Source organism: Cyclobacterium jeungdonense (assembly GCF_010994275.1).
Classification (GTDB): domain Bacteria; phylum Bacteroidota; class Bacteroidia; order Cytophagales; family Cyclobacteriaceae; genus Cyclobacterium; species Cyclobacterium jeungdonense.
In genome coordinates this window covers 144,468-165,946 of sequence record NZ_WMCD01000009.1, presented here as the reverse complement: position 1 = coordinate 165,946, position 21,479 = coordinate 144,468, and the positions used below count along the sequence as shown (strand labels likewise).

The 21,479-nt window shown below is 46.2% G+C and carries 24 protein-coding genes and 1 pseudogene; 2 read left to right on the top strand and 23 right to left on the bottom strand.

Going from position 1 to position 21,479, the window contains the following annotated elements:
* Nucleotides 1–12: 12 nt before the first annotated feature.
* Nucleotides 13–1,320: an amidohydrolase gene (locus GKS34_RS17475; protein ID WP_163386264.1), complete on the bottom strand. Its 1,308-nt coding sequence runs from the start codon at nucleotides 1,318–1,320 to the stop codon at nucleotides 13–15.
* Nucleotides 1,321–1,435: 115 nt separating this feature from the next.
* On the opposite strand from GKS34_RS17475, the gene GKS34_RS17470 reads away from it, so the two are divergent.
* Nucleotides 1,436–1,876, top strand: a complete 441-nt coding sequence (locus GKS34_RS17470; RefSeq protein WP_163386263.1) for a c-type cytochrome — start codon at nucleotides 1,436–1,438, stop codon at nucleotides 1,874–1,876.
* A 61-nt stretch (nucleotides 1,877–1,937) separates the two neighbouring features.
* Here the strand turns inward: GKS34_RS17470 and GKS34_RS17465 are convergent, their stop codons facing one another.
* From GKS34_RS17465 to GKS34_RS17390, 17 genes are all read right to left on the bottom strand, one after another.
* Nucleotides 1,938–3,302: a hypothetical protein gene (locus tag GKS34_RS17465; protein ID WP_163386262.1), complete on the bottom strand. Its 1,365-nt coding sequence runs from the start codon at nucleotides 3,300–3,302 to the stop codon at nucleotides 1,938–1,940.
* A 43-nt stretch (nucleotides 3,303–3,345) separates the two neighbouring features.
* Entirely contained in the window at nucleotides 3,346–4,431 is a 1,086-nt protein-coding gene (locus tag GKS34_RS17460; RefSeq protein WP_163386261.1) for a dipeptidase, read from the bottom strand.
* An 87-nt stretch (nucleotides 4,432–4,518) separates the two neighbouring features.
* Entirely contained in the window at nucleotides 4,519–4,908 is a 390-nt protein-coding gene (locus tag GKS34_RS17455; protein ID WP_163386260.1) for a RidA family protein, read from the bottom strand.
* A 31-nt stretch (nucleotides 4,909–4,939) separates the two neighbouring features.
* Nucleotides 4,940–5,746 carry an SDR family oxidoreductase gene (locus GKS34_RS17450; RefSeq protein ID WP_163386259.1) on the bottom strand — a complete coding sequence of 269 codons (807 nt, stop codon included), beginning with the start codon at nucleotides 5,744–5,746 and terminating at the stop codon, nucleotides 4,940–4,942.
* Nucleotides 5,739–6,515, bottom strand: coding sequence for an SDR family oxidoreductase (locus GKS34_RS17445; RefSeq protein WP_163386258.1), 777 nt, complete (start codon nucleotides 6,513–6,515; stop codon nucleotides 5,739–5,741). The genes GKS34_RS17450 and GKS34_RS17445 overlap by 8 nt, the downstream gene beginning before the upstream one ends.
* Nucleotide 6,516: 1 nt before the next feature.
* Nucleotides 6,517–7,437: a Gfo/Idh/MocA family protein gene (locus GKS34_RS17440; RefSeq protein WP_163386257.1), complete on the bottom strand. Its 921-nt coding sequence runs from the start codon at nucleotides 7,435–7,437 to the stop codon at nucleotides 6,517–6,519.
* 20 nt (nucleotides 7,438–7,457) lie between these two features.
* On the bottom strand, nucleotides 7,458–8,408 hold the full coding sequence (locus tag GKS34_RS17435) for an aldo/keto reductase (RefSeq protein ID WP_163386256.1): 951 nt from the start codon (nucleotides 8,406–8,408) through the stop codon (nucleotides 7,458–7,460).
* Nucleotides 8,405–9,205, bottom strand: coding sequence for an HpcH/HpaI aldolase family protein (locus tag GKS34_RS17430; protein ID WP_240459350.1), 801 nt, complete (start codon nucleotides 9,203–9,205; stop codon nucleotides 8,405–8,407). The genes GKS34_RS17435 and GKS34_RS17430 overlap by 4 nt, the downstream gene beginning before the upstream one ends.
* A 435-nt stretch (nucleotides 9,206–9,640) precedes the next feature.
* The gene (locus tag GKS34_RS17425) at nucleotides 9,641–10,108 is read right to left on the bottom strand and encodes a DUF1569 domain-containing protein (RefSeq protein WP_240459349.1); all 468 of its coding nucleotides are present in this window, start codon (nucleotides 10,106–10,108) and stop codon (nucleotides 9,641–9,643) included.
* A 146-nt stretch (nucleotides 10,109–10,254) separates the two neighbouring features.
* Nucleotides 10,255–10,464 carry a hypothetical protein gene (locus tag GKS34_RS17420; RefSeq protein WP_163386254.1) on the bottom strand — a complete coding sequence of 70 codons (210 nt, stop codon included), beginning with the start codon at nucleotides 10,462–10,464 and terminating at the stop codon, nucleotides 10,255–10,257.
* 220 nt (nucleotides 10,465–10,684) lie between these two features.
* Nucleotides 10,685–11,521 carry a serine hydrolase gene (locus GKS34_RS17415; RefSeq protein WP_163386253.1) on the bottom strand — a complete coding sequence of 279 codons (837 nt, stop codon included), beginning with the start codon at nucleotides 11,519–11,521 and terminating at the stop codon, nucleotides 10,685–10,687.
* 255 nt (nucleotides 11,522–11,776) lie between these two features.
* A complete protein-coding gene (locus GKS34_RS17410) occupies nucleotides 11,777–12,316 on the bottom strand; it encodes a hypothetical protein (protein WP_163386252.1) in 540 nt (179 codons plus the stop codon).
* Nucleotides 12,313–12,555, bottom strand: a complete 243-nt coding sequence (locus GKS34_RS23505) for a hypothetical protein (protein ID WP_240459348.1) — start codon at nucleotides 12,553–12,555, stop codon at nucleotides 12,313–12,315. The genes GKS34_RS17410 and GKS34_RS23505 overlap by 4 nt, the downstream gene beginning before the upstream one ends.
* Nucleotides 12,556–12,558: 3 nt before the next feature.
* Complete coding sequence (locus GKS34_RS23500; RefSeq protein WP_240459347.1) at nucleotides 12,559–12,786, bottom strand: hypothetical protein; 228 nt, start codon at nucleotides 12,784–12,786, stop codon at nucleotides 12,559–12,561.
* 195 nt (nucleotides 12,787–12,981) lie between these two features.
* Nucleotides 12,982–13,278, bottom strand: a complete 297-nt coding sequence (locus tag GKS34_RS17400) for a hypothetical protein (RefSeq protein ID WP_163386251.1) — start codon at nucleotides 13,276–13,278, stop codon at nucleotides 12,982–12,984.
* A 241-nt stretch (nucleotides 13,279–13,519) separates the two neighbouring features.
* On the bottom strand, nucleotides 13,520–14,113 hold the full coding sequence (locus GKS34_RS17395; RefSeq protein ID WP_163386250.1) for a hypothetical protein: 594 nt from the start codon (nucleotides 14,111–14,113) through the stop codon (nucleotides 13,520–13,522).
* A 140-nt stretch (nucleotides 14,114–14,253) separates the two neighbouring features.
* Nucleotides 14,254–15,285, bottom strand: a complete 1,032-nt coding sequence (locus tag GKS34_RS17390) for a serine hydrolase domain-containing protein (RefSeq protein WP_163386249.1) — start codon at nucleotides 15,283–15,285, stop codon at nucleotides 14,254–14,256.
* Between the two features lie 415 nt (nucleotides 15,286–15,700).
* On the opposite strand from GKS34_RS17390, the pseudogene GKS34_RS23770 reads away from it, so the two are divergent.
* Nucleotides 15,701–15,985, top strand: a pseudogene (locus tag GKS34_RS23770) (transposase); the annotation flags it as partial.
* A gap of 268 nt (nucleotides 15,986–16,253) precedes the next feature.
* On the opposite strand, the gene GKS34_RS17380 reads toward GKS34_RS23770, so the two are convergent.
* The 5 genes from GKS34_RS17380 to GKS34_RS23490 all read right to left on the bottom strand — a co-directional run bounded on the left by GKS34_RS17380 (nucleotide 16,254) and on the right by GKS34_RS23490 (nucleotide 21,417).
* Nucleotides 16,254–16,811, bottom strand: a complete 558-nt coding sequence (locus tag GKS34_RS17380; RefSeq protein WP_163386248.1) for a hypothetical protein — start codon at nucleotides 16,809–16,811, stop codon at nucleotides 16,254–16,256.
* Nucleotides 16,812–16,819: 8 nt separating this feature from the next.
* Entirely contained in the window at nucleotides 16,820–17,230 is a 411-nt protein-coding gene (locus GKS34_RS17375) for a carboxypeptidase-like regulatory domain-containing protein (protein WP_163386247.1), read from the bottom strand.
* 244 nt (nucleotides 17,231–17,474) lie between these two features.
* Nucleotides 17,475–20,093, bottom strand: coding sequence for a penicillin acylase family protein (locus tag GKS34_RS17370; RefSeq protein WP_240459345.1), 2,619 nt, complete (start codon nucleotides 20,091–20,093; stop codon nucleotides 17,475–17,477).
* A 307-nt stretch (nucleotides 20,094–20,400) separates the two neighbouring features.
* The gene (locus tag GKS34_RS17365; RefSeq protein ID WP_163386246.1) at nucleotides 20,401–21,291 is read right to left on the bottom strand and encodes a cation diffusion facilitator family transporter; all 891 of its coding nucleotides are present in this window, start codon (nucleotides 21,289–21,291) and stop codon (nucleotides 20,401–20,403) included.
* 3 nt (nucleotides 21,292–21,294) lie between these two features.
* On the bottom strand, nucleotides 21,295–21,417 hold the full coding sequence (locus GKS34_RS23490) for a SpoIIAA family protein (protein WP_163386245.1): 123 nt from the start codon (nucleotides 21,415–21,417) through the stop codon (nucleotides 21,295–21,297).
* Between the last annotated feature and the right edge of the window lie 62 nt (nucleotides 21,418–21,479).

The following is a 21,479-nucleotide window of genomic DNA, read 5'->3' as shown; positions in this document are numbered from 1 at the left end:
CTAATTCCTGGGCTACCTGGACTCGTCCATTTCCATGTAGTCCACTGCCAATTGACTTAATACCTTGACACCCAGAACAAAACCACTTTCATCCAGGAAAAAATCGGGAGTATGGTGGGAAGGGGCCGTTTCAGAGTCCCCTTCTGCAGGCATGCCTCCTAAAAAAATAAATAAACCCGGTTTTTCCTGTTGGAAAAAACTGAAATCTTCAGCGCCCGTGACAGGGTCATGAACCCAAACATTTTCGCTACCGGCAACCTTTTCCAGGGTAGGCCTCATTTTTTCGGTAAGCGCCGGATCATTGTGCGTCACCGGATACATTTTTTTGATACTTATTTCTGCTTCTGCGCCTGCACTGGCCGCAATATGGGAGCCAATCTCGCGAATCCGTCTGTGGATAAGCGTTTGTTGGGGTTCGCTGTAGGTCCGGATCGTACCAATCATCTCTACCTCCTCCGGAATGATATTGTGCCGGACCCCACCGTGAATCGCCCCGATGGTAACAATGGCAGGAATTTCTATGATTTTGACATTTCGGCTTACAATAGTCTGCAAGCCCATCACGATCTGTGATGCCGTGACAATCGGATCAATAGAGGACCAGGGATAAGCACCGTGGGCCTGCCGTCCTTTGACACGGATTTCCAGGTTATCCACAGCAGCCATGGCGGGGCCCGCTTTGTATTTGATTATTCCTGCCGGGGTTTGAGAATTGATATGCAAACCAAAAATAGCAGATACATCTTCCATTACGCCTTCTTCTACCATCTGCTTAGCTCCCCAGGTTGTTACTGATTTATCTTCCAGCCCCTCTTCTGCCGGTTGGAAAAGAAATTTAACTGTTCCTTTCAGGTCCTGTTGAGCCGAGGCCAATACTTCAGCAACTCCCATTAATATCGCCACGTGCGAATCATGACCACAGGCATGCATGACTCCGGTTTCCTGCCCGTTGTAAGTGGTCCGGACCATGGATTTAAAGGGCAGGTCGTTTCTCTCCGTCACCGGCAACGCATCCATATCTGCCCTTAGAGCAACTGTAGGACCCGGTTTGCCTCCTTTCAGGATACCCACCACACCCGTGACCGCCACCCCTTCGGTTACCTCCATTCCTAAACTCCTCAGGTGATCGGCCACAATACCTGCCGTGCGGGTTTCTTCATTACCCAATTCCGGATGCTCGTGAAAATCCCTACGCCAGGCAATAACCTTTTCTTCGATCCCTTCCGCCTGTTCCTCAATTTGTGAGTCTAGCCTGCTTTGAGCTATCACAGGGCCAAAACTCAAAAAAAAGCTTAAAATTATCAGTAGATGATTTCTCATATTTCGTTCTGTTTATGTCAAATTTAAAAAGTTTTGACCAACTGAGACGATTTACCGGAGACTATTTTTTAACTAAAAATAAGGACAAATATATCTTTTTATATTAATTTTGAGCATGCACATTATCACCGTTTTTTCCCGGAAGGTAGTAATTGGTTTTCTTCTATCCCTCATCCTATTTGCCTGCAGCAAAGAGGAATCGAAGGAAGGCGCTCCAACTATAGACAGAAGAAAGGAGTACATCCGGAAAATACCGGGAGAAAACGAGCCGATCCCAGAAGGTGCGGCTGCCCGAGGAGAAGTCTTGATAGCATATGCTGGTTGTTACGATTGCCACCGGGAAGACAAAAAATCCAAAGGACCGGCTTTTGCAGACATTGCAAAACGGTACCCTATTCAGCCAGCATACCGGGACCTGCTGGCCAGGAAAATTATTTCCGGAGGCTTCGGATCCTGGGGAAACCCGGTAATGAGCCCTCACCCAGACCTAAAAATGGAAGATGCCCAAACCATGGTCTATTATATTTTATCTTTGAAATACAAGCCTTCGCAATAATCTGATTCCAGTAACCGAAACGTCAAATGCTCAATTCCCTTTCTTACGATGATTCAGTATATTATCCGAAGGCCAGCAAATCAAGTAATTTCTTCCGAATGGTTTCTTCTGCATCCAGATCCAGGTTACTGATGCGACATCGCCAGGTTTCATAACCTCCTTTCTCTAATTCATGGGCAGGGGGAATGTAGCCCAGGTTGCCGTTAGCCAGGCAAACGGTAAAATAGGGTGTACCCTTAAAAGCCTCCTTTATCATTAGACCTGTTTCGGAAAAAATCTCTCCGGGCAAAGCACCGACCCTTCCGTTCCCGATATGAAAAATCTGTATCGGACACTCGGCGCTAGAAGGATATTCGGCCAACAACACCTGTTCCCGGGCATAAAGATACTCCCATCCCTCCTGATTGGGCTGCAGATTTTCATAATCTCCTTTGGCCACCTTCTCCCTGGCTATCGCCAGCTCCTGCTCGTCAGGAAGTCTGCGTTTTACCTCCACAATGGTGAAGCTTGATCCTAATTTCGGATGAGAATCCCATTTCAAGTCCGGGATTTGTTCTGTTAATTTCGCCGCCAGGTCTTCTCCGATCAATTTACTTTTAGCAAAATGGGCCTCAGGATAATTTTTCTCCCTTAGAAAATCCCAGATATTAATGTCTCCACTGGTGCCATTGGTCAGGATGCCTACAAAGTCCTGTTCTGCCCTCAGCTCCTTTTTCAATGCCTCGCTGAAAGTCCCAAAATAGTCTGCGGTAACGGTTCCATTTTCCCAATCCCCAACGTAATGCATGGAATAATTGCCGAGGATACTGATCCAATTTCCGTCCAACCCCTGCACAGCCAGAAAGCATAATTCCGGATCTGGTACCGCAACAGGTCTTAGGATTTGGTTTTCTACCCCAAATGGATTGGTTTTGATAGTGTCCCTTTTTCCTGTAACCGGATTGATAGGAATGTAACCCTCCTGCATCCAAAATCGCCTGCAAAGCTGGTGCTCAGGTGCCTGAACGGATCCAAAAGCCAGTTTCGCTGCTTTCTTTCGAATTTTGGCCAGGCCGACGGCTTCTGAAATCCATGCCGGCATCTTTCTGCGGTAAGCCAAATCTGCAGGCACCAAATGCACTTCTTCCACCGACCCTCCGGCATGCGTATGCGTGCTGCTAATCATTATGGCAGCAGGTGCTATGCCATGGATTTTTCCAATCAAAACTTTTGCTTCATCGATCAATTCCTGCCCCATCACACAGATATCCACCACCACGAATACAAGTGCCTCTGAACTTGTTTCCAGCCAAAGGGCTTTGGCATACAAGGGATCATGGATGGTTTGGGCATAATGGGTAACAAAATCTCCGTTGATGAGGGTGCCCAAGGGAGGGGTGATATCCAAGCGGGCAGCTCCGGCCAATAGTGTAGCTTGATCGTTCATATGATAAGAGTGATGTATTTTCAGATGAAAGGCGATTTCTAACTTATTCTGGCAGGGCATTGCCCAAAAACCGGAGCCAGTTGCCGTGAAAGATATTGTCTATATCCTGGCTGGTATATCCTCTTTTTTCCAGAATGGCTTCGTATTTCTGAAGGTCGGCTACTGAATTTAAATCCCAGGGGGATTGCTCGGTACCAAAAATACCGTCCAGGTCACTGCCAATTCCAATGTGCTCACTGTTTCCCGCCAACTGGCAGATATGGTCCCAATGATCCACCAACTGTTCCAGCCGGATATCCAGCTGCCAGGGATCCGATATGGTGTCAATAAAACGAATATCCATAGCCCAACAATCCAGCATTCCTCCAATGACAGCTCCCCTGCTGATTAATTTTTTAAGCTGGGGATCGGTTAGCTGCCGCTGATTAGGTACCAATTTGCGCACGTTGTGATGGCTTGCCCAAATGGGTCCCCCATAACTTTCGAGTGCTTCCTCAAATCCCCTATCGGTCAAATGCGTCACATCAAGAATTAAATGATGTTTTTCCATGGCCTTTAGGAGTTCCTTCCCCAAATCGGTAAGCGGGCCTTCGGTTTTGGTGCCGGGCGCATACCTTCCGGGGCCGAAATGGGATAAACCAAGGGCCCGCAATCCATACCCGTAGGCTTTTTCCAGGTAAGAAACCGATACCAGGGAATCAGCCCCTTCCAGATTGAGCAGGTAACCGATGGGCTTTTTCTCATCGGCTACGGTTTCATCCTGCCAAAGACGTACCAACTGATTTAGCTCTTTTTTGCTGGTAATCGGTTTCATTTCTCCAAGGGCTTCCATTTCCCTGTACCAGGCCAGTTGTGCCTGAGTCATGGCCCAGGCCTGTTGGGGTGATTTCCATCCCGGCAATGGAGAATCAGGGGGAGAATAGCGTGCCAATTGGGTGGCCACTACCAGCCCAACTTTCCCCTTTCGTAATTCCGGCAGGCATACAGTTCCTCTTCCGCGGTCGGGTTTGTCCGACATGTGCATTTCCGCCTTTCGTATCTCCGAGAGTGGCAGGCGCAAATCCCGATTCCATTCGATGGCATTCATGGCCAAATCAAGGTGGGCGTCAAAGATCAATCGCTTTTTCATCTGTTTATAATTTTCTTTTATCGGTCAGATGGAATCTCGCATGATTGATAATCATCCCACTGTGTGACGTTTTCGTTATGCTCGATTTCATAAAGCATCGGGGATTCGGGCAATGCAGTCGATTTCAACTTTCAGGCCTTCTGCTAATACGGACTGAACGGTAATCCGGGCGGGTTTTGTTTCCTTAAAGTAACTGGCGTAAACCTGGTTGTACCGATCAAATTCCTTGATATCCGCGAGGTGCACCGTGCATTTTACAATGTGATCCATACTACCACCAGCTGCTTCCACGATCGCTTTTATGTTTTCCAAGGTCTGCCTGGTCTCTTCCTCAATGCTGCCCAGTTTAAAGGTGGAAGTTTCAAAGTCTACGGAAGCCTGACCCGAGACAAAAAGAAAACCATCTGTCAATATGGCGTCCGAGTAAGCGCCTGTATCGAATTTTTGATCTCTTTTAGGATGTGCAATTTTTTTCATAATTTGTTTCTATTTTCGGTGTAACACAAATTTACCAGCTGGTCCAACCCCCATCTACCACCAGGTTCTGACCCGTAATGTAACCGGATGCAGGAGAGAGAAGAAAAGCTACGGCTCCTGCCACTTCCTGAGCTTGCCCTACCCTGCCCAACATGGTTTTTTTACCTAGCCTTTCAATGAATTCCGGATTTTCCGCCTGTACCGCAGGACTGGGAAAAGGGCCAGGCGAAATAGCATTGCAGCGTAGTTTATTCCTACCATACTGCATCGCCAGGTACTTGCAAAGGTGGATGGTTGCTGCCTTATTTACTCCATACTCCACCGGATTGGGAAGCATAGGTTCTTTGTAAAGGTCAGGATCCGGTGCTACCAATCCGTACATGCTTGCGATCAATACCAGGCTGCCTCCTCCATTATCCACCATTCGGTTTGCTACCTCTCTGCACAGCACAAAGGCTGCCGTTATCCCTAATTGGTTTACCCTATCAAAAGCGGCCGAATCGAGGTTATCAAAACTTTCGCCACTGGCGGAAAAAGTCATATTGACCAGCCCATCCGGTACTCCGTAGACGGCTTCGAGCTCTCCTACTACTCTTGCTATATTTTCCGTATCTGCCAAGTCAATGGTTACCGGTATTAATTGCTTACCCAGGCCTGACTGCTGCTGAAATACAAATGCCTTGTCTGCTAAATCTGCGCAAATTACCCTGGCTCCCTGATGGCACAACAGGCGCACGGTCGCTCTACCCAGGTAACCCGCCCCACCGATAACCCAAATGGTTTTTCCATGCAGATTGAACGGGGATACTTCTCCTGTTGACTGACTATTTTCAGGCATTTAACCCTCCATCCATTAGTATATTTTCCCCGTTAATGTAGGCCCCGGCATCCGACGCCAACAAAACGGCGAGTCCTTTGATATCGTCTTTATTAGCCATTCTACCCAAAGGCACCTTTTTGCAGTAATTGTCCAAAAAGGCTTTGGGTTGCTCATTAAATAATCCTCCAGGTGAAATGCAGTTGAAACGGATATTTTTTCCCGCGTGCATTTTTGCTAGAAAGCGACTTAGATTGATTAGGCCGGCATTGTGAAAAAAATAATCCGGCGGTAGGTCTCCCATGTTAGTACCCTCGTAATTGGAAAGATCCGGGCCTTTCATGCCCATCATCGAACTGATGCTGATCACCGAACCACCTCCGGAAGCAATTATTTTATCGGTCATGACCTTTAGCAGGTTCCACATACCGGTAGCATTTACGCGCATGGATTCGGCAAATTGCTCCAAAGGTCCATTATATCCCTTCATGGGTCGGGACACGGCATTGTTTACAAAAACATGCAAGGCTCCATAATTATCCTCCAGGGTTTTGGAAAACCGATACACGGATTCCGGAATCCCCTGATCCAACTCCATGGGCCGTACGTCCAGCCCTTTTTGTTGAAATTCAGCAGCGGTATCCGTTGCTGATTTCAAGTTTCGGGAAGTGGTGATTACGGTACCTCCGGCTTCAGCCAGGCCCTCTACCAGGCATTTCCCGTATTGCCCGGACCCCCCGGTGACGACAATTACTTTCCCGGTTAAATCGAATAGTTTTTGTATATGCATGTTATCGTAACGAAATTACTTTACCATCTTTTTCAAAACTCTCCTGCGCCGCAATGACGGTTTGGATAATGGCCCTGGTCTTTCCAAAATCCAACCTGGGAGCACCTTCTTCCACAGAGCGGATAAATTCAATCATATTGTCCCGAAACATGGCATATGAATTTTTTATTTCCACCAACCTCCAGTCCTTTGAACCGAAAAAAGAAAGTTGAAATGTTCCGCTGATATCCTGAAACAAGTGTATGGTTGCTTTCATTCCTTGCTCAAAACCAATTAAAACAACGGACTGGTTGGTTTCACCCACATGCTGTACCCATTGCGGTTGCGGATCATCCAGGCTGCTAAAAAGTGCCTCCACCAGGTGCACGCCATATTTTTTCCAATCCTTTTTGCCCACTGCTGTAATTAATTGAAGCGGACCAAGGGAATTGATTTCCGTTTTAAGAGTGCGGCATTCATGAGCATACCGCATGGAGGAACAAGACATCAGAAATTTGCCAGATCGTTGCTGCTGGTCAAAATAATTCAGATCCTCCCTGCTGAATGCCAAGGGCTTGTCAATAAAAATGGGGATTCCCGCTTCCAAGAAGGGCCTGGCCATTGCCACGTGGTGTTCAGGATCATCCCGGGCAAGGATCACAGCATCCACTTCCCCAACCATTTCCTCCAACCTGGCCAGTACATGCGGAATACCCGAATGCCTGGCAATATCCTGGCTTATGCGCCTTTCCTGGGTCCAAATATGGGTAACACGTGCACTGGGAATTCCCAGCGTATCCTGATTGGCCTTCAGGTAATCTCCTACCGCAGGATAGCCTGCATCTTCCATTAGTTTGTGGTCAAATTGCCCATTGATGATGGAGGACCAGGAGTAGGGATGGGCATTGCCCGCACTCATACCAATGATACCGATAGTTACCATTCTAATTAAATTATTTTTTTTTAGTCTAGCCATCCCATCCGGTCCCAATGAGGGATATCAATAAAATCAGGGTCTGGAAAGGGGATGGCTCCCTTCATTAATTCTGTAGGAAGCGGATCCATCGCTGCCGTTTCCAGCGCTTTTTCTAAGTATTCCTGCCTGTCTATCCCTACTAAAGTTGCTGAAATCTGTGGCTGTGCCAGGACAAATCGAGTGGCGTATTCAGATAAATCCATTCGATACTTTTTGGCCAATTCCGCGAAATAACGAATATGACCCTCCACTTTCTCCAGGGCTGCATGCAAATTCCTTCCACGCTCACTCAATAAACCCCGCAACAAAACCGAACGAACCACAAGTCCTACTCCTTTTTCGGTAGCAACATCGAAAACCACTGCCTGACGTTGATCCAATAGGTTGTAAGGTAGCTGCACTACTTGCCAGATACCCGAATGAATGGCCAATTCCGATTCGGCTACCGAATAGGTAGACGCACCGATGGCTCGTGCCAGCCCTTCTTTTTGAATGTCCTGAAATTCACGGCAGATCGTTTCGTGTTGTAAAATTTCCACATCTGCCTGGTGAAGCATCAGCACATCCAGATAGTCGGTTTTCAAGGTCTGCAAGCTTTCCTCAAGTGATTCCCGAATCCGTTTTACCAACTGCCCCGGAGCGGGCAACTTACCGGAAGTGTCCCTCAGGTGCCTGCATTTCGTGCATATCTGAACTTCCTCCCGGCAATTCTGGAAAGCCTCTCCGATCAGGTACTCACTTTTACCATACATACGGGCAGTATCGTAAAAGGTGATTCCAGAATCAAACGCATTTTGAAGTAACGAAAGAGCATCTTTTTCCTGAACCATATCCTGTTCAGAACGTACCCCGGGACCATAAGGAAGGCCTATTTCCACTCCTCCAAAAGCCAATTCAGAGACGTGGATACCGGTATTGCCAAGGATTCGTCTATTCATGCTTTGTAATAATCGGTAGAAGTACCTTTTTGATTTCGGTTGGCAAATCCAGCCATCAAATCTGCACAATACTGACTCAAGCCAATCACATCAGCACCCATGCTAATAAACTGATAGCCCATATCCTGATAAGCACTTAGGCTGCCAAGGCCTCCAGTTGTGCCGGCGAATTTGCCAAATTTCCGAGCCACTTCGGCCACTCGTTGACGGGCAGCAATTATTTTGGGGTGGTCCATATCTCCAGGCGCGCCGATGGCCTGACTAAAATCCCCCGGACCAAAAAACAACATGTCAAAACCCTCCAGGGAGGCGATTTCCTCCAGCTGTTCCAACGGTTCGGGATCTTCGATTTGTAAGATCACAAATCGCTGTTGGTTGGCATCCTTGAGGTATTGTTTAAAATCGGCAGCCGTGTAAGCACCGTCCGCATTGCCCCCATCAATGGCCCGGGCTCCTAAGGGGTAAAACCGCGTCATACGAATCACGTTTTGGGCATCTTCCGGACTCATTACATGCGGCACCATGATGCCACTTGCGTTCATTTCCAAAGGTTTGACATAGTCACTGTAGCTACCACGAGGCACCCTGACCAGCGTATCCTTGTTTTGGGATTGGGCCGCCCAAATCTGGGCGGCCAATATGGACCAATCCTGCCCAATATGCTCCTGGTCCAGCCAAATACAATCGAATCCGGCCAGTGCAGCAATCTCAACGACCCTGGCATCGGCAAGGTTAGATTTAAAGCAAACTACATTTTCTCCGGACCGGAGTTTTTGTAGCACCAGACTTGGTTTCATGGATAACGGCATCGGTTTCTATTTTAGAATCAAAAGTAAGGGAAGGCATGCCCTAAGACTATTACTTTTATTTGGAAAGGTGGTACTATTTTTCATGACCAATACGGACAAGTAAACTGCCAGAACTCCAAATTAAGGGATTGACAAGAATAAAAAAAATCAGGATGGCCAGCCTGCCTACTTATATTTCCAATTATCAGGAGGATACAAATAGCATCCTTCCCATTTGGCTACCTAGACACTGCGATCGCTGCCGTGTTTTTCTACCCCCTTTGCCCAAATCCGTTCCATCATCAAATTACTCCCTATTTTTCCAGTTTCAGCGTATCCCTATAAAAAGCCACAGTCTTCTCGTATTTTGCCTTTGGGATTTTAATGGCGATATTCGCTCCTCCCTCAAATTTAATAGGACTCATCATGGTGGGTTTATAATTGCTATACACCAAATTGCCTTAAATGGTGGTCAGAATGTTTATATACTAAAACACCAATTTGCCCACTGGTCATTTTACCAAAAAAATCGTGGATAAAGGCCGGATTGTCAAATTGATCATAAGCCCGTGTCAACGCTATCCATTTCGTTTTTTCTGCTTCCAGGTCCCCCGTCTGCTCCTTTACCTTGAATTGGGAAGAGGTAGGGATATTTTTATCCAAGGGCTTTTCATCCTTTATCATGCTCCGCAAAGCCATATTACCAAATAGTTTGCCCATCCATGCCTGCTTATTGGTATGTCCGCCCTTGCCCAAAATCCATTCGTTCCAGTAGGTATTGTGTTTCACCATCTGAAAGACATTCATATTACCCCATTGGGCTTTATGGGATGGATATAAGGCACTGATTCTCAAAATCAACCCCTCACGCACCCTATCATCAAAAATGCTGGTCAAATTTAAATCTTCCATACACCAGGACCTCGGTTTTTTCAATTTTATTGATCTGATTTCATGCAGTGGTTATAATCGCGGGCTCTTCAAGTTTTAATCACTGTGAATATAGATATATTCATGGTTAGACCAATTTCCAATGCTCGAAAAGGCCGGGATGAGGCTTATACTGCTTCTTGAGCCAGCGAACTGATGCATATTTGTTCAAGCCCTTTTCCAATTTTTTTTTCATTTGAGAAGTCGAGGGTTATTTCCATACTGGGCGCATTCCCGCCCGCCAAAATTGGTGGTTGAAGTACGTCAGTCCACGAATTATTGGGTGCAACTTTTTCGCAAACTCCGTCACGGAAATCCTGCGCTTGTGAATCTCCCATTCCCTGAATTTGTCCCGAATGGTTTTCTTCGCATTATTGCTTACGAAGATACCGTGTAACAACCTATGCCCACCTTTCACTTCACGCATCACCGGCCGTAAACTAAATCCCAAAAAGTCGTACTTTCTAGGATAACTATTCTCCTCTCCGAATGACCGCGCTGGTTTACTATCTTGGTTTTGTCAGGATGTAAACTAAGTTTGCAAGCCCGCATGTTTTCTTAGTTGTTGCCAACAGTAATTTCTTCATTTATTATCTTCTGTCTTAATAAATATCCGAGTACAAGCCCATAAAGAAAATTAGAGATTCCTACTTCAAATCCGTGTCCGAGTCTCACGTAACCAGGCATAAGTTCATTTGGCGGAATTAGCGGTGCTATTCCGCCAAAAATAGAAAACATTAGGCCTATAAGAATCGCTTTTTTAATCAGTGAAAGTCTTAAGGTTTTAAGGATTAAAATAGCAATTCCAACAAATATGAATCCACGTATAAACTGAGTACCGATGATAAGGTCAAACGGAGGTATCTTGTCTTTATAAAATACCATGAACTCAGGATAAACTGCTTGTAAAGTTAATCCAGCTATTGCATAGAAGATGAAATACAACGAATTTCCTAAAAGGATTCTCCAGATCCAGCTAAAGACGGAACGACTTTTGAATTTTATTCTTTCCTGTTGGGTATTCCATTTGCCAATAAGATAACAAGGTAAGCCTGAAGTGTGAGAAATTAAATGACGGATTGTCAAGTCGCTTGCATAGTCTTTATCATTGTAAACCAAAAGTCCGTTTAGTATTTCACTTGGTAAATAATTTGAAAGTTTGTCGTCAAGATTGATGATCTTGTCATGATAGAGCCGAAGGGTAATAAATGAAATTATTAACTTGTTAATACTAGCAATGTAATATTGGCTCTCTTGAGAAATGTTTCCTGAAGCAGAAAATAAACTCATAACCTTGTCAACTGATTCAATATGAAAAACTGAACCGTGAACGTTTTTATTTTTTGCTGTCTGTACGACTATTTTATCAAGCATCTCCTGTTTCAAAAGTTTCATTTCAAATTCCTATTTTAACATGAGAGTATCTATTGTTTGAAGGGGCGCTGCGTGTATACGCACTATAGGTCCATTGCTTCAGGTCCATTGCTTCCCGTTCTGAAATTAATCATTTCGGATAAAAATTATTCGCTTTTTTCGCCCTTTCTTTTGGTGACGACGATTTTCAACAAGACATCGGTATTAACTGGACCGCTATTGACCCGTTGGCAGACCCTTTTTTATGAAACCCTCTGCCTCATCCGTCCTAAATGGCTACTGCCCGGAAAATACCCTATTCCCAATCAGTCTGTTCCCGTTAATCTCAAGGATAAGTTGCCTGTCTTTAAAAAAGAGCTTCAACTCATCCGTGTAGGTAAGCCGCAGGTAGCCTTCACCCGCCGCCAGGAGCTCGTCGTCCAAAAACAAACGCCCTTCAAATGCGTGCAGCCGTAGCTGCTCCCGATCCATTCCCAGATGTTTTAATAGCTCCTCCCGGGCAAAAGCATACCGCCCCAGATCCGCCTTGTAGGTCGCGGGATCGGCGAGCTGGTCCTCCGCTGGCAAGGGCACGGGCTGCCCTCTGGATGTCAGGTACAGGTCCCGCAGCAATTCCAAGATGGGCGTGTTGCCCCAGTTGGAGGTGATGGCAATAAAATCGCCACTATCCGGCATGCGGATAATCACGCTCTTGGTACCGTATCCACTTCCGGCTGCAAAATAAATCTGATCCTCTCCAAAATACTTGATACTCCAGCCATAGCCTTCGGCATCGGTTTCCGCGATTTTAATTTGGGGCTGGAACATCAATTTCATTCGCCCTTCTTATTTGTCCGGCGCTTTGCTTCTTTGGTCAATGCAAAGCTCTCTCTTCGCGTAATATTTTTGATATATTCCACTTTCCGGAACCGCAAGGCACTCCAGTCCTCGTCAATGGCAACCTGCCTGACCGCTTCAAGCCCGTAATCACCAAGGATCCCAAAACCCGTGTCCCGGTTAAAATCACACTTGTACTGCTTTGAACTGGCTTTGGGATAACATATCCAGATGACCACATCTCACGGCAGCTTTCTTTCAACAGCGGAAATAAAGTGATCGATTTCAGCCTGGGTCATCACAAAGCAAATGGCAAATGTTACCGCCTCAGGCTTAGCGGAATTACTGTAAATGGTCACTTCGGTAGATTGGGCCAGCGCATCCAGTTCTTTTGTAAATGATTCGGGTGCATTGACCACCAGGATTTGCTCATGCCCCTTATAGTTTAGCTTTTTGAATAAAGGTGTCATATCTCTTGGTTATAAATTTTGCAACAGCGTGGAAAAAGAATTGCAGGAATTTACATCCCTGTTCTCCGCTAAAAGCCCGGCATGTACCAATGCTCATCCATATTTCACCACTACCACAATTGTCTTTCCCCAAAGTTGATCTGCCGGAGTGCAATGGATTCATTGGTGCCGGATACCGGGGGATTGATAAGTACTCTAGCTGTACTTTTTTCTCAGGAAATCGGCGATTTTAATTTCAAAACGATGGTAAGGCGGTAAAATGCAGCTTATAAAACCGATCAATCCGGATACCATAATTTTGGGGCAGCAGGCATCAATCCTGATTTCATTTTCATCAATTGAGACCTGCGCACCAACCGTGTGAGACTTGCGTACAATGAGACTACTTCGAGGTACACCGTTAAATGCATAGACCGAATAATTGGAAAATTGTCTTTCCAATGACCGCTGCAAGTCACCGAGGTCAGTGGGCTCTTTTGATTGAAGGATCATGGTATTTTTCTTTTCTTGTTTGAAAAATACACAAAATTACCAAAATCCGAGATCGACCGCAGTAAACTTTGATCACCCAGGTCCTTTTATTCAGTACTTTCGCTATACCATTCCCCGGATTCCCTGCATGGGCCTCCAATTTTTTACGTAAAATGTACCTGTGAAAGGGTTTTGCAGTGCCTGAAAATTGCCCGGCTCAGGCCGTCTGAAGGTAGCGTAAAGTTAACTGTTATATAAAGAATTATTCGGGTTTTGAATAGTGGATTAATTCCTCTACGTACAAAAATTCACCTTGATTTTGGGTCAGTTTAATGAAATTTTTAACCGCAGGTGCATATAACCAAACCTCCTCTTCATTGGAATTGTACCCTCTGGAATTGGTGGTTCTACCGGTGTATTTTATGGTGTATGCCATGAATGTTCCCGCCGCTACCGTTTCTTCCTGGTAACTCAATACCTCTGCCTCCTGACTTTGGCTTCCGGTAGTTCCATCCTGGCTGGTCCAGTTGTTTTCATATTTCCACTTTTTACCCACTTCCAAAGGCCAGTCGTATTTAGGTGTACCGCTATCATCGGGCCTGACTATTTCAGTAACAGGAATGGTATCATTCCCTATAGTCATGCCTAAAACGCCATCCATATTGACTATTTCTCTGGTATCTTCGCCATCGGAGCGGACTTCTCCCTCCGTGGTGATGCCCTTGTATTTCCAAACCCATTTTTCACCGAGCTGGTAATCGGCAAGCGTTGGTTGCCGGGAGATACCAGATGTCAATGAACGGCTACAGGAACCAATCATTGCCAATGCCAAACATAATATGATGTAACTTTTCATTTTTTGATCTATTTTGAATTTGTTTACTACGCCCAAAACCTTTTTTAGTGTGTTTAGGCGGTCGTGACCAGGGATTATCCAGGTGTGTACATGAGTACCCCGCCCACTTACTGAGGCGGTGGAAAATAGCGTTGTCATATCTATTGATTCTTTCTGATTATTTGCGCCATTCTATTGTTGATTATTTCTGACAGGTTCCAATTGTAAAGTTTAGGGTCAGTTGTGCTGTAGAAGGCAACAATAACGGTATCTATATCCTTATGATATGCGGCAAAACTCTGGTAGCCCGGAACCCAGCCTCCATGTTCGTACTCGTAAATGGAAGCATATATTTCCTGTTCTCCGGGTTTAAACAATGATCCCTCGTTCAAGGCCCTCAGAAAAATACCCACATCTTCTGCAGTGGCGTGCATGCCGTGATCATTTGTCTTGAGATCAGGAGCGTATCCCACATGGTAGCCACTCATTACATCGGCTATATTCACTTCTTTCAGCGATGGGTACGTATTCCTGAGCTTAAGGGGGTCTAAAATTTCCTCCCGGATAAACTCAAAGTTATCATACCCTAGCACATCATCCATAATCTTGTTGATCAACAGGTAATTGGTGTTGCAATATTCATAGCCTTTATCTGGTTCGAAGTTGGCCGGTTTTCCGAGTATCAATGCAAGGCTTTCTTCATAGGATCCGGTGGGAGAAGCCCAGAAACCAGGTGCATCTGTAAAATTGGGAATCCCGCTTCTATGCTGGATCATCAACCTTAGCGTGATTTTATCGGCATGCTGGATTTTTCCTTCAAGTTCCGGCAGGTACGCTGCTAAAGTTTTATCAATAGAAAGCCGTCCCTCACTTACCAGTTTTGTGACGGCTACTGCATCATACAGCTTGCTGATACTTGCAATCTTAAACAGCGCATCGGCTTTGGCCGGTATTTCGGATTCCCGGTTGTGCCAGCCAGCGGCATACTGCTGCGGTGCCTTACCCCCCTGGTCGATATAGACGATCATCCCGTCAAACCCATGAGCGATTGCCTCCTCCAACTGTTCCTGAATGGTATCAGGCAGGGGAATTATCCAGGCTTTCACCAACAGCCAGGGAACAAAGTATAGCGAGGCGATTGATCCAAGGATCAGGACTACTCTCAGCGCTTGCCTGGTATATTTCTTTTCCATAATTTTTGGATAGGTAATGATCCGTTTTGATAAAGGAATAGGTTCAAATCAGCCTTTGCCAGATTTAGGCAGGGGCAACGCCCACATTTCTTTCCTTGTGACCCTGTTCCACATATTTGTGCGCTTCTGCAATTTGCTCCAGGGGATAACTTCGATGTCATGTTTGATGCGTTTTGATGACAACACTTCAAAGATGAAGGATAAAAGCTACCCGGAGGTTCGTAATCTCAGCAATAGGTTCGGAATTACATATCCGAACCAAAAAAATGGTAAAGCGGAATAAAGGATTCAAGAACTGCCCCAACAAAAGGAGCCCCACCAGCTCCTGCCCTCAAACTGGGAAAATTACCGGCCAAAAAAGACCAATAATAAATCCGATTCATGACTCCTGTAGTAATTTAATGAGTTCGTCGGATGGATACGAAAATTTACACTACACATTTTACCCAAAGGCTCTACCCGCATCAGACATTACGGAATCCTGGCCACTGCCTTCAAGGCTACCCACAAAGGCAATAGCAACAGCCAGATCGGTCAGCTTATAGTAGAAGTAGGGAGAAAAACAGCCTCCCTGCTCAGAAAGTGCCCTTTTTGCAAGACCGGAGAACTGCACTCAGTGGCATGTTTTGGCCAAAGGGGGGCACCGTCAAACTGGCACAACAAAATCAGCACACCAGGTAGCTTATTGCACAAATGGTAAAAACAGCCTGAAATTCGCCCCAAAAACCTTAAACAGGTGGACACCTTCTAATAAAAAAGCCCCCATCGGCCAACGACAAACTTAAATTCAGTAACTTTTTCAATCACCCAAGGCTAAGAAAACAGAGACGGGGAAACCATTCCCCATGGTTACCCTAATTCTCAGCAACCCTTCAATTATTCATGGAAGTTTACCCTGAGCACGCCGAAGGATTCAACACTGCATTTAGAACAGGCTGTTCCAGCCGTCAGAACAGAATGCTTAGAAATTAAGGGTTGGTGTTATCATCTTGTATAAATAATATTCTATCGATCACACTTGTGAACCATTCATAAAAATTCATATAAAAGATGCCACCAAACAAACTAAGAAAAACAATTGAAATAGGTTTAAGGCTTACATTTTCATTTGTTAATATAATGGGAATAGCATATGATACCCCAAGTATTATTATTCCTATGATTCCTCCCTGTATTGGAACTAGTAATAAATTTGGTGTCTCTTTAAATATCACATTTTTCTGAAGAGTATCGTTTATAACTTTACCCAATGCACCAATAATTCCAAATGAAACAGCAGTTAATAAAAAACTAAGAAAAGAGGGAATCTTCATTGCATATGGGTATACACGTATTATTAAATCTTGTTCTCTTGCTGCAATCATAGTTTCTTTATTATAAAATGTAACTCCCTTATAGACGACTTCATTTTTTTCAAGTGTTTGCGCTTTTTCATACAATTGTTCATTTTGAAGAATTATATATCCTCCAGATCCAAAATAGAGAGCAGTTATAAAAATTATCCCACAAAACCATAACTTAGCCATAACTATTTTTATTTAAATGAGCAGTTTCGTGTTTTTGTCAGTCTTTTCATTTCTTCAATAGTTTCAGCACAATGCGATGGCGAATGATTAATACAGCAAAAGGTTATTAATCCAGTTGATATATTCACTTTAACATTACTAAAGTTTACATCTTCAATCTCTAAAGTTTTCATTCCGGTATATGAGATGATAATTTTCGCTCCTTCGGGTATTTCCAACTCAAAATATCCATTAATATCAGTAATTGTACCGTTGGATGTCCCTTCTTGTAATATTGTTACTCCAGGAATAGGTTCTCCTGATTTATCTACAATCGTTCCTTTTAGGAATATTGAATCGTTATTTTGGGCAAATGAAAAACTACTTATGAATATTAGAATAATAAAAATAATAGCTATTGAATAGTTTAATGTCTTCATCTCCAAAATATTTTGATAGTATTCAACTTAGATTAATGATAGCTAATGGCATCCGTATATAATTATGTTTTAACACGGATTTTCGTATATAAATACTATGAACCCCTCATTTTTCCCGATTTTCCATTGTCAAATTAAGAATTTCCGGGCAAAAAACCAGTAGACCTTTCAGATTATGTAAAGTAAATTATTGAAAATCAGCAAAAAGCATCAATAAGTACCATTCTTAATCCATGCACCCAACCTATTCCGGCCCCAGAACCGTTCTTTCCACTGCCACGGAATCGATTTTTTCCCGGGAATAGTACAGGGGAAAGTACGCGTCACTGGCCCAGGATTCGAATAAATTGCCGTAAAAGGGACTGTCGGGATCGCCGGAATGACCGGGGGCATTGGTTGCCTGGGTTTCGTCCCAGTCTCCCGTGTTCACTACGATCCGAAAGGAAGCACCCGAACTTTGCCGCTTGTTGCCCCCCGTGGAGCCGGGGGTGTAGGCATTGCCGCCCCGCGGCAGCGGACCGAGGTTCAGTTGGGCATTCACTTCCTCGGTACCCAGCGTTCCCAGGCTGTGCACCAGGTACGCGTGCTTGAACCGCTCCTGCCCGTACTGCCAGTTTTCCCGGTTCGCTCCCAGGTTTTCTTCCAGGTCGGCCAATCCCTGTGTGAAGGCATCGGCCAGCAGGCGGTCCCGGCCTGCCTCTGGATCGGAACCGAACCGCCTGTCCGGGGCAGCGATCCAGTCCAGGATTTTCTTCAGTTGGATCCGGCCGATGGCTTCTCTTCCGGCTTCCGGTACAAAGCGCTCACTGGCGATGCGTAGCAGCGCATCTTCAAAGGCCACGTAGATGGCGGCCGGAATGGAGTTCGGATCCAGCCTATGGTCCCAGCCCCGCAGCCGGTCCCGGTCGGCTGCCGCCTTGCCGGAAAGGGGAAGAGTCAGCAGATAGGGCACCAGCAGCCGGGCAGGGATGCTGTAATAGTCCACCTGCAAGGCTTTCATGTCTTCCATCGTTAGGCCACTGCTCGCTTCCAGCACTTCCTCCACCCGATCCCCTCGAAAGGGATCCGCCCAGGAAAAGCCTATTGCCTCCCAGTGGGTATAGTCGGCAGGCGTCACATTCTGATTGGCGGAAGCAAAGTACCCTTCCGGGGGATTGACGGTATGGGGCTTTTGCGGAATGGGTAGGTAGCCCTCCCACTCGTAGCGCCCGTCTCCCGGCACAGGCACCAGGCCACTGAAATTCCGGCGAATGGGCGCAATCCCCACGGCCTGCCAGCCTATGGTGCCGTCCTTATCTGCCCAGACCATGTTTTCGCCCGGAATATGGCTGTAGGCGCAGGCTTCCCGAAATTCCTCCCAGCTTTTCGCCTGGTCCATGCGAAGGGAGGCCAGGTAGGGAGCACCTCCGAATTCCAGCCAGGCACAGCGTACCGCATAGGCCTTGTGGTGTACGGAATCCACATAAGTCACCGGTCCATGACGGGTGTAGCGGAGCGCCACTTCCTCGTCCTCCCCGTTCTTCACCCGGATGGTCTCGGTAAGGATCTCCATGTCCTCCCAGGCGCCATCGTACCGGTATTGGTTCGGATTATCGGGATTCAGCTCATACACGTACAGGTCTTCCCCATCCGTTCGGAACACGGTCAGCCCCCAGGCTCCATAGCCATTGTGTCCGATGGAGATGCCCGGGATCTCGGGTTCCCCGCCCCCGATCACATCCCATCCGGGGGCATTCAGGTGCACCATGTAGCGCAGCGAGGGAACGGCGATGGTCCGGTGCGGATCGTTGGCCATGTAGGGATGCCCGCTGGCGGTACGCGAACCGTCCACCACCCAGTTGTTGCTGCCCAGAGAAAAAGGCGCTTCCTCCGCAAGGCCCGCAGTTTCCTCTGCGTTGCCCATCTCCGGATCGCGATATTCGGGCAGGATATCTTCAGGTCTGAAGGAAATGGGCTTTCGGAAGGCCTTGTACAGGGCGAGAATATCGTCAAACAGTAATTCGGGCTCGATCTGCGGGTCCAGGGCAAGATCGGGGTCTTTGGGATGAAACCACTTCAGGTCTTTGACCTGCGCCTCCCCCAGGCGCGCCACGGCTCGCCCCAGGTCCAGTTCCTCGTTGATATTGCCCAAAAGCCCCTGGTGCCGGGAAATCACCACCTCGGGTGTCCATTTTTCCGGAAGGATACCAAGCATTTGGAACGGCAGGGGAAGCCGGTCGGGCGTAGACCGGATTTCTTCGATGTAGGCATTGACGCCCTCCGTATAGGCAGTGATGATGGCTTCTCCTTCGGGATGGTAGTGATTCATTTCCTCTTGCAGGTCTCCCCGAAACCGAAACAACCGGGTGCCGATGTCCCGCTGCAATTCGGCCGCTCCCAGGATCTCGGCTACCGTGCCGGTGGCCTGCCGCCTCCAGATCTCAAATTGGAAAAGGCGGTCCTTGGCGGCGGCATAGCCCTGCGCAAAAAACAAATCGTGCTGGTTGTTGGCATAGATGTGGTTGACACCCCATTGGTCGCGGACAATCTCTACGGGTTCCTGCAGACCGGGAAGGGGGATCCCTTCGGTATCTCGGGATTCGCAGGCCCCAAGGAAGGGCAATAGAAAGGCAAGTGCAACGGCTCTCATGAATTTTCTGGTTGGTTCGGTGAATGTAAGCGGAAAAACGGGCGAACCCGGAATCGCGAAAAACCCCATCAGCAAAGCCCCACCATTTGCCCGGAATGGACAAGGATAATTGCCTTGCGCCAACCGTAGCCAATCACTACTACAAGAAGCTTCCGATGTAACGGCCCGACTTTTTCCGCTGCCTTCAATATACACCAAAAATACCGATTGCCCAATGCGGGATTTGCCGGACAATCCTATTGCTCTAAATACAAAAAACAAAATAGGCTAACCATGCAGCTTCCTGTATCATGGTAGGTAACAGAGCCGGTCACGAGTTTAGTCGGGAAAAGCGCTGCCTGCTAAAAAAAAGGAATGGTGTGCGTCTGAATGACGCGTCTTCAAAATGTAATCAGTTTCTCAGCAGTACCTTGGAGGCCAAAGTCCTGTGGAGCAGTTTCTCCATAACATATTTGAAGGGAAATCACCGGAAATTGACCCCTCCCGACCTACTTTATGCCCTATTCATTATTCGTTAAGGTGTAATCATGCCGAAAAGGGATCAGGTAGTATCATTATTCAGTTTACAGGTTTTTTGGTCCAATTCCACTTGTATGGTATGGTGGTGGAAATCATATTCCTTCAAGGCCTCCAGGGCATGCTGTCGTACCTGATCTACTTTGCCGTATTCGGAAATATTCTCCAACACCAGATGGGTGGTAAGTACATGATGCTCGCCATCCAAAGACCAAATATGGGTGTGATGAACAGACTGCACATGCTTTACTTCCCTAAGTTTTGATCTGATTTCTTCCAAATCAATATTTTCAGGAACTCCTTGTAGCAGCAGGTAGAGCGTGTCCCATAACCTTCTTCCAACCCCATTTAAAATCACTAGTGTAATACCAATAGAAAGCGCCGGATCAAGAAAATACCAATCCTTAAATTGCAGGATAATGGAGACGATAAGCACGGCCAACCAACCTAAAACATCCTCAAGCAAATGCCAGCTTATGACCTTTTCATTCAACGATTTTGCTCCCCGGGTTCGCCAGGCTGCATAGCCATTGGCAGCCACGCCGATCACCGCTATTCCCATCATCCAAAGTGATTTTACCGGTTCGGGATTCTGAAACCTTCCGACCGCTTCCATGACGATATAAACCGAGCCTCCTATCAGCACAAGTGCATTTACCAATGCGCCTAATAAACGAAACCGCGCATATCCAAAGCTGAATTTATTGGTTGGACCTTCTCTGGATGCCTTTTTTTCGAGATACCATGCCAGCCCTAACGAAAGGCTATCCCCTAAATCGTGTAAGGCATCCGAAATAATCGCAATACTATTGGTGATAAAGCCACCAACAATTTCCAGGCAGGTAAAACCCACATTGATAAAAAAAGCGATTTTTAGGTTTTTAGTGCTCCCTGTAACTTCATGAGAATGGGCCATCGTTTAAACTTCAGGATTAGAAATCAACGCCTCTTCATTACTGACTTCTGCTTCATCGAAATACCTAATTTCCGCATTGGTAAAGGGTCTCATGATATCAGTCATTAATTTCTGTAATTTTTTCATTTGCCCCTGCGTCTGTATAATTCTATGTTTCAGAAGGCGAGTTGGATGAATACCGACCATTC

Bases quoted from the DNA above. Each gene is read 5' to 3' on its own strand.
- GKS34_RS17475 (WP_163386264.1), bottom strand. From the start codon at position 1,320: ATGAGAAATCATCTACTGATAATTTTAAGCTTTTTTTTGAGTTTTGGC.
- GKS34_RS17470 (WP_163386263.1), top strand. From the start codon at position 1,436: ATGCACATTATCACCGTTTTTTCCCGGAAGGTAGTAATTGGTTTTCTT.
- GKS34_RS17465 (WP_163386262.1), bottom strand. From the start codon at position 3,302: ATGAACGATCAAGCTACACTATTGGCCGGAGCTGCCCGCTTGGATATC.
- GKS34_RS17460 (WP_163386261.1), bottom strand. From the start codon at position 4,431: ATGAAAAAGCGATTGATCTTTGACGCCCACCTTGATTTGGCCATGAAT.
- GKS34_RS17455 (WP_163386260.1), bottom strand. From the start codon at position 4,908: ATGAAAAAAATTGCACATCCTAAAAGAGATCAAAAATTCGATACAGGC.
- GKS34_RS17450 (WP_163386259.1), bottom strand. From the start codon at position 5,746: ATGCCTGAAAATAGTCAGTCAACAGGAGAAGTATCCCCGTTCAATCTG.
- GKS34_RS17445 (WP_163386258.1), bottom strand. From the start codon at position 6,515: ATGCATATACAAAAACTATTCGATTTAACCGGGAAAGTAATTGTCGTC.
- GKS34_RS17440 (WP_163386257.1), bottom strand. From the start codon at position 7,437: ATGGTAACTATCGGTATCATTGGTATGAGTGCGGGCAATGCCCATCCC.
- GKS34_RS17435 (WP_163386256.1), bottom strand. From the start codon at position 8,408: ATGAATAGACGAATCCTTGGCAATACCGGTATCCACGTCTCTGAATTG.
- GKS34_RS17430 (WP_240459350.1), bottom strand. From the start codon at position 9,205: ATGAAACCAAGTCTGGTGCTACAAAAACTCCGGTCCGGAGAAAATGTA.
- GKS34_RS17425 (WP_240459349.1), bottom strand. From the start codon at position 10,108: ATGGAAGATTTAAATTTGACCAGCATTTTTGATGATAGGGTGCGTGAG.
- GKS34_RS17420 (WP_163386254.1), bottom strand. From the start codon at position 10,464: ATGGGAGATTCACAAGCGCAGGATTTCCGTGACGGAGTTTGCGAAAAA.
- GKS34_RS17415 (WP_163386253.1), bottom strand. From the start codon at position 11,521: ATGAAACTTTTGAAACAGGAGATGCTTGATAAAATAGTCGTACAGACA.
- GKS34_RS17410 (WP_163386252.1), bottom strand. From the start codon at position 12,316: ATGAAATTGATGTTCCAGCCCCAAATTAAAATCGCGGAAACCGATGCC.
- GKS34_RS23500 (WP_240459347.1), bottom strand. From the start codon at position 12,786: ATGACACCTTTATTCAAAAAGCTAAACTATAAGGGGCATGAGCAAATC.
- GKS34_RS17400 (WP_163386251.1), bottom strand. From the start codon at position 13,278: ATGATCCTTCAATCAAAAGAGCCCACTGACCTCGGTGACTTGCAGCGG.
- GKS34_RS17395 (WP_163386250.1), bottom strand. From the start codon at position 14,113: ATGAAAAGTTACATCATATTATGTTTGGCATTGGCAATGATTGGTTCC.
- GKS34_RS17390 (WP_163386249.1), bottom strand. From the start codon at position 15,285: ATGGAAAAGAAATATACCAGGCAAGCGCTGAGAGTAGTCCTGATCCTT.
- GKS34_RS17380 (WP_163386248.1), bottom strand. From the start codon at position 16,811: ATGGCTAAGTTATGGTTTTGTGGGATAATTTTTATAACTGCTCTCTAT.
- GKS34_RS17375 (WP_163386247.1), bottom strand. From the start codon at position 17,230: ATGAAGACATTAAACTATTCAATAGCTATTATTTTTATTATTCTAATA.
- GKS34_RS17365 (WP_163386246.1), bottom strand. From the start codon at position 21,291: ATGGCCCATTCTCATGAAGTTACAGGGAGCACTAAAAACCTAAAAATC.
- GKS34_RS23490 (WP_163386245.1), bottom strand. From the start codon at position 21,417: ATGAAAAAATTACAGAAATTAATGACTGATATCATGAGACCCTTTACC.